General features: G+C 67.3%; 3 protein-coding genes. 2 read left to right on the forward strand and 1 reads right to left on the reverse strand.

Going from position 1 to position 3428, the window contains the following annotated elements:
- The first annotated feature begins 343 nt into the window (after positions 1-343).
- Positions 344-2530, forward strand: coding sequence for a bifunctional (p)ppGpp synthetase/guanosine-3',5'-bis(diphosphate) 3'-pyrophosphohydrolase (locus tag VKH46_13705; GenBank protein ID HKB71897.1), 2187 nt, complete (start codon positions 344-346; stop codon positions 2528-2530).
- 278 nt (positions 2531-2808) lie between these two features.
- On the opposite strand, the gene rpmB is transcribed toward VKH46_13705, so the two are convergent.
- Positions 2809-3021, reverse strand: coding sequence for a 50S ribosomal protein L28 (rpmB, locus tag VKH46_13710; protein ID HKB71898.1), 213 nt, complete (start codon positions 3019-3021; stop codon positions 2809-2811).
- Positions 3022-3196: 175 nt separating this feature from the next.
- Here rpmB and pilM point away from each other — a divergent pair.
- Positions 3197-3428: pilus assembly protein PilM (pilM, locus tag VKH46_13715; protein HKB71899.1), on the forward strand; the 232-nt coding region annotated here is incomplete at its 3' end.

Raw genomic sequence — 3428 nt, forward strand, 5'->3', positions numbered from 1 at the left:
TCTCGAGCCGAAAGTCAGGTCGAACTCGTGGGTCTGAGTATCCGATGCTCGATTCCAAGAATTCCCCTGACACCAGCTCGGCGATGAGGCGGCGCCAGGCGCGAGCCCGGCGAACTGCGGGGACCCGGGAGACCTCGGGCGGGCCTTTCGCATCGCTGAGGACCCCGCGCGAAGTAATCGAGCGCGGGTCCCGCGATGCGGGAGCGGGAGCGTGGGCGAGGGGGTGGCGGGCTCGCGGTCGAGTCGCTCGTTCGACGAGCCGCGAGCCCGTCACGCGCTCCCGTTCCCCGAGTCAGCTCCCGCGAGGGGCTCGATGGATGGCGGCGCCAGCTACAATAATGCCGTGATCCGGTTCGAGGAGATCCTGGAGAAGGTGCAGGCCTACAACCCGGCGAGCGACGAGACGCTCCTGCGGAAGGCCTACGTGTTTTCGGCCAAGGAGCACCACGGGCAGACGCGCCGGTCCGGGGAACCGTACCTGATCCACCCGATGAACGTCGCCGGGATCCTCGCGGACATCCGCGCCGACGACGTCTCGATCGTCGTGGGCCTCCTGCACGACATCCTCGAGGACACGGGCGTCACGAAAGATGACCTCGCGCGGCATTTCGGCCCCGAGGTCGCCGAACTCGTCGATGGCGTGACGAAGATCGGCAAGTTCTCGTTCCATTCGCGCGAGCAGGAGCAGGCGGAGACCTTCCTCAAGATGATCCTCGGAATGGCGTCGGACCTGCGGGTGATCCTCGTGAAGCTCGCCGACCGGCTCCACAACATGCGGACCCTCGAGTTCCTCGCGCCCGAGAAACGGATCGAGATCGCGCGGGAGACGCTCGAGATCTACGCGCCGATCGCGAACCGGCTCGGCGTCGGGGCGATCAAGGGCCCGCTCGAGGACCTCGCGTTCCGTTACCTCGAGCCGGGCGCGTACGAGCAGCTTTCGCAGGAGGTCGAAGCCCGCCTGAAGAACACGCGCGGCCTCGTCGAGGAGATCCAGCGGCGGATCGAGGCGGCGCTCGCGCAGGCGGGGATCGAGAGCCAGGTCCGGGGCCGCGTCAAGCGCCTCTACTCGATCCACGCGAAGATGAAGCGGCAGGGGCTCGAGATCGCCCAGCTCTACGACATCCTCGCCTTCCGGATCGTCTGCCGCGAGGTCAAGGATTGCTACGCGATCCTCGGGCTCATCCATCAGATCTGGCGGCCGGTGCCCGGGCGGTTCAAGGATTACATCGCGATGCCGAAGCCCAACTTCTACCAGTCGCTCCACACGACGGTGATGGGGGAGCGCGGCACGCCCTTCGAGGTCCAGGTGCGGACCTTCGAGATGGACGTCCTCGCCGAGCGCGGAATCGCGGCGCACTGGCGCTACAAGGAGGGAAGGCTCGACGCCTCCCCCGACGACGCGCGCTTCGACTGGCTGCGCCGCCTCGCGGACCTGAAGACGGAGGTTTCCGACCCGCGGCAGTTCCTGAACGCGCTCAAGGTCGACCTCTATCCCGACGAGGTGTACACGTTCTCCCCGAAGGGGAAGGTCTTCGCGTTTCCGCGGGGCGCCACACCGGTCGACTTCGCCTATCGCATCCATTCCGACGTCGGCGCGCGCTGCGTGGGGGCGCGCGTCAACGGCCGGCTCGTCCCGCTCAAGACCCTGCTTTCGAACGGGGATTGGGTCGAGATCCTGACCTCGCCCGCCGCCAAGCCCTCGCGCGACTGGCTCTCCTTCGCGGTCACGTCGCGCGCGCGCAACAAGATCCGGCACTTCATCCATGCGCAGGAGAAGGAGAAGTCGATCGAGATCGGGCGCAAGCTCCTCGACCGCGAGTTCAAGCGCTTCAAGCGATCCGTGAAGAAGCTCGAGGCCGAGGGCGCCTTCGCCGATCTCCTGCCGGAGCTCGGCATGTCGAAGATCGACGATCTGTACGCCGCCGTGGGGTTCGGCAAGCTCGCGGCGCGCAAGGTGCTCGAGCGCTTCGTCCCCGCCGACGAGATCGCCCGCGTCCCGGCCGCGGAACCCGGCTCCGCGATCGGCCGAGCGGCGCGAAAGATCCTGCCGTTCGGGGCGCCGTCGGTCGAGGTCGTCGGGTACGACGACCTGATGGCGACGCTCGCCAAGTGCTGCAGCCCCCTACCCGGAGAGCCGATCGTCGGCTACGTCACCCGCGGACGCGGGGTATCGGTCCATTCGGCGGCCTGTCCCAACGTGACGAACCTCATGTACGACCCGGAACGGCAGATCGCGGTGAGCTGGTCGGGCAAGCGGCCGGAGACGAAGTTCCCGGCCGAGCTCCGGCTGGAGACCGAGGACCGGCCGGCGCTGCTGGCCGACGTCACGCAGACGATCGCCGACGAGAAGATCAACATCCGCCGGATCGAGGCGAAGACCGGGGAGGAAGGGACGGGGGAGATCGTCGTCGTCCTCGAGATCACCGGGGTCAAGCAGCTCGAGAAGGTCCTGAAACGGCTGCGGGCGATCGGCGGCGTCCGGGAGGTGCGGAGGCGCTCGCCGGTCATCGCGGCGGTTCCCGCCTCGTGACCGTCGCGGGAGCGGGCTCGGGGGACGGGAGCGCGTGACGGCGGCGCGGGTCGCCCAACGAGCGGCTCGCCGCGTCCGCCGTCACCCCCCTTCGCCCTCGCTCCCGCATCGCGGGCTTTCGCCTCGGTTACTTCGGCGAAAGGCTCCGCGATGCGACAGGGCCGGAATTCGGGGACCCAGGGTGTTCGCCGCGATTCATCGCGCTGCGAAGAATTGGCTGGATTCGAGATTCGTGTTTCGGATTTCCGCCGCCGGAGTCGTCCGGCGGCGGCGCATGGTCAGGCGGTCGGACGGGTCCGGACGACCGGCTTGACGACCTTGCCGCTGCGGAGACAACGCGTGCAGGCGTTGACGTGGCGGCTGGCTCCCCCGACGACGGCCCGGACGCTCTTGACGTTGGGGTGCCACCGGCGCTTCGTGACGTTGTGCGCGTGGCTGACCCGGTTGCCCGAAACGGCCGACTTTCCGCAGAAGTGACATCCCTGAGCCATGGCCTCATCCTCCTCGACGAAACACCGATCCTAGCACGCGCCGCGAGGCTTGGGAAGGGGGCTAAGTATTGGAGGCAGTGAATCTTTTGTCTTGACAGGCCTTTAGGCATCTGGTAGTTTTTTCCCAGTTGCTACGGTGCCCAGTTGACGCCCCCGAGACCGTTTTGACGAGTAGGTGAGCCGAGTGCTGTTTGGCAAATCAAAAAACCTCGTGGGGCTCGACATCGGGAGCTCCGGGGTCAAGCTCGTCGAGCTGAAGCAGGGAAAAGGCGGGGGCTACAAGCTCCTGAAGGCCGGGGTCGAGAGCCTCTCCCCGGAAGCGATCGTCGACGGGGCCATCATGGACTCCTCCCTGGTCGTCGAAGCGATCAACCGCCTCGACGGCGCCCTGAACGTCCGGAACGCCA

The sequence above is a fragment of the Thermoanaerobaculia bacterium genome (assembly GCA_035260525.1).
GTDB lineage: Bacteria > Acidobacteriota > Thermoanaerobaculia > UBA5066 > DATFVB01 > DATFVB01.

Excerpts from the sequence above, each read along its gene's own strand:
- rpmB (HKB71898.1), bottom strand. The coding sequence starts at position 3,021 with ATGGCTCAGGGATGTCACTTCTGCGGAAAGTCGGCCGTTTCGGGCAAC.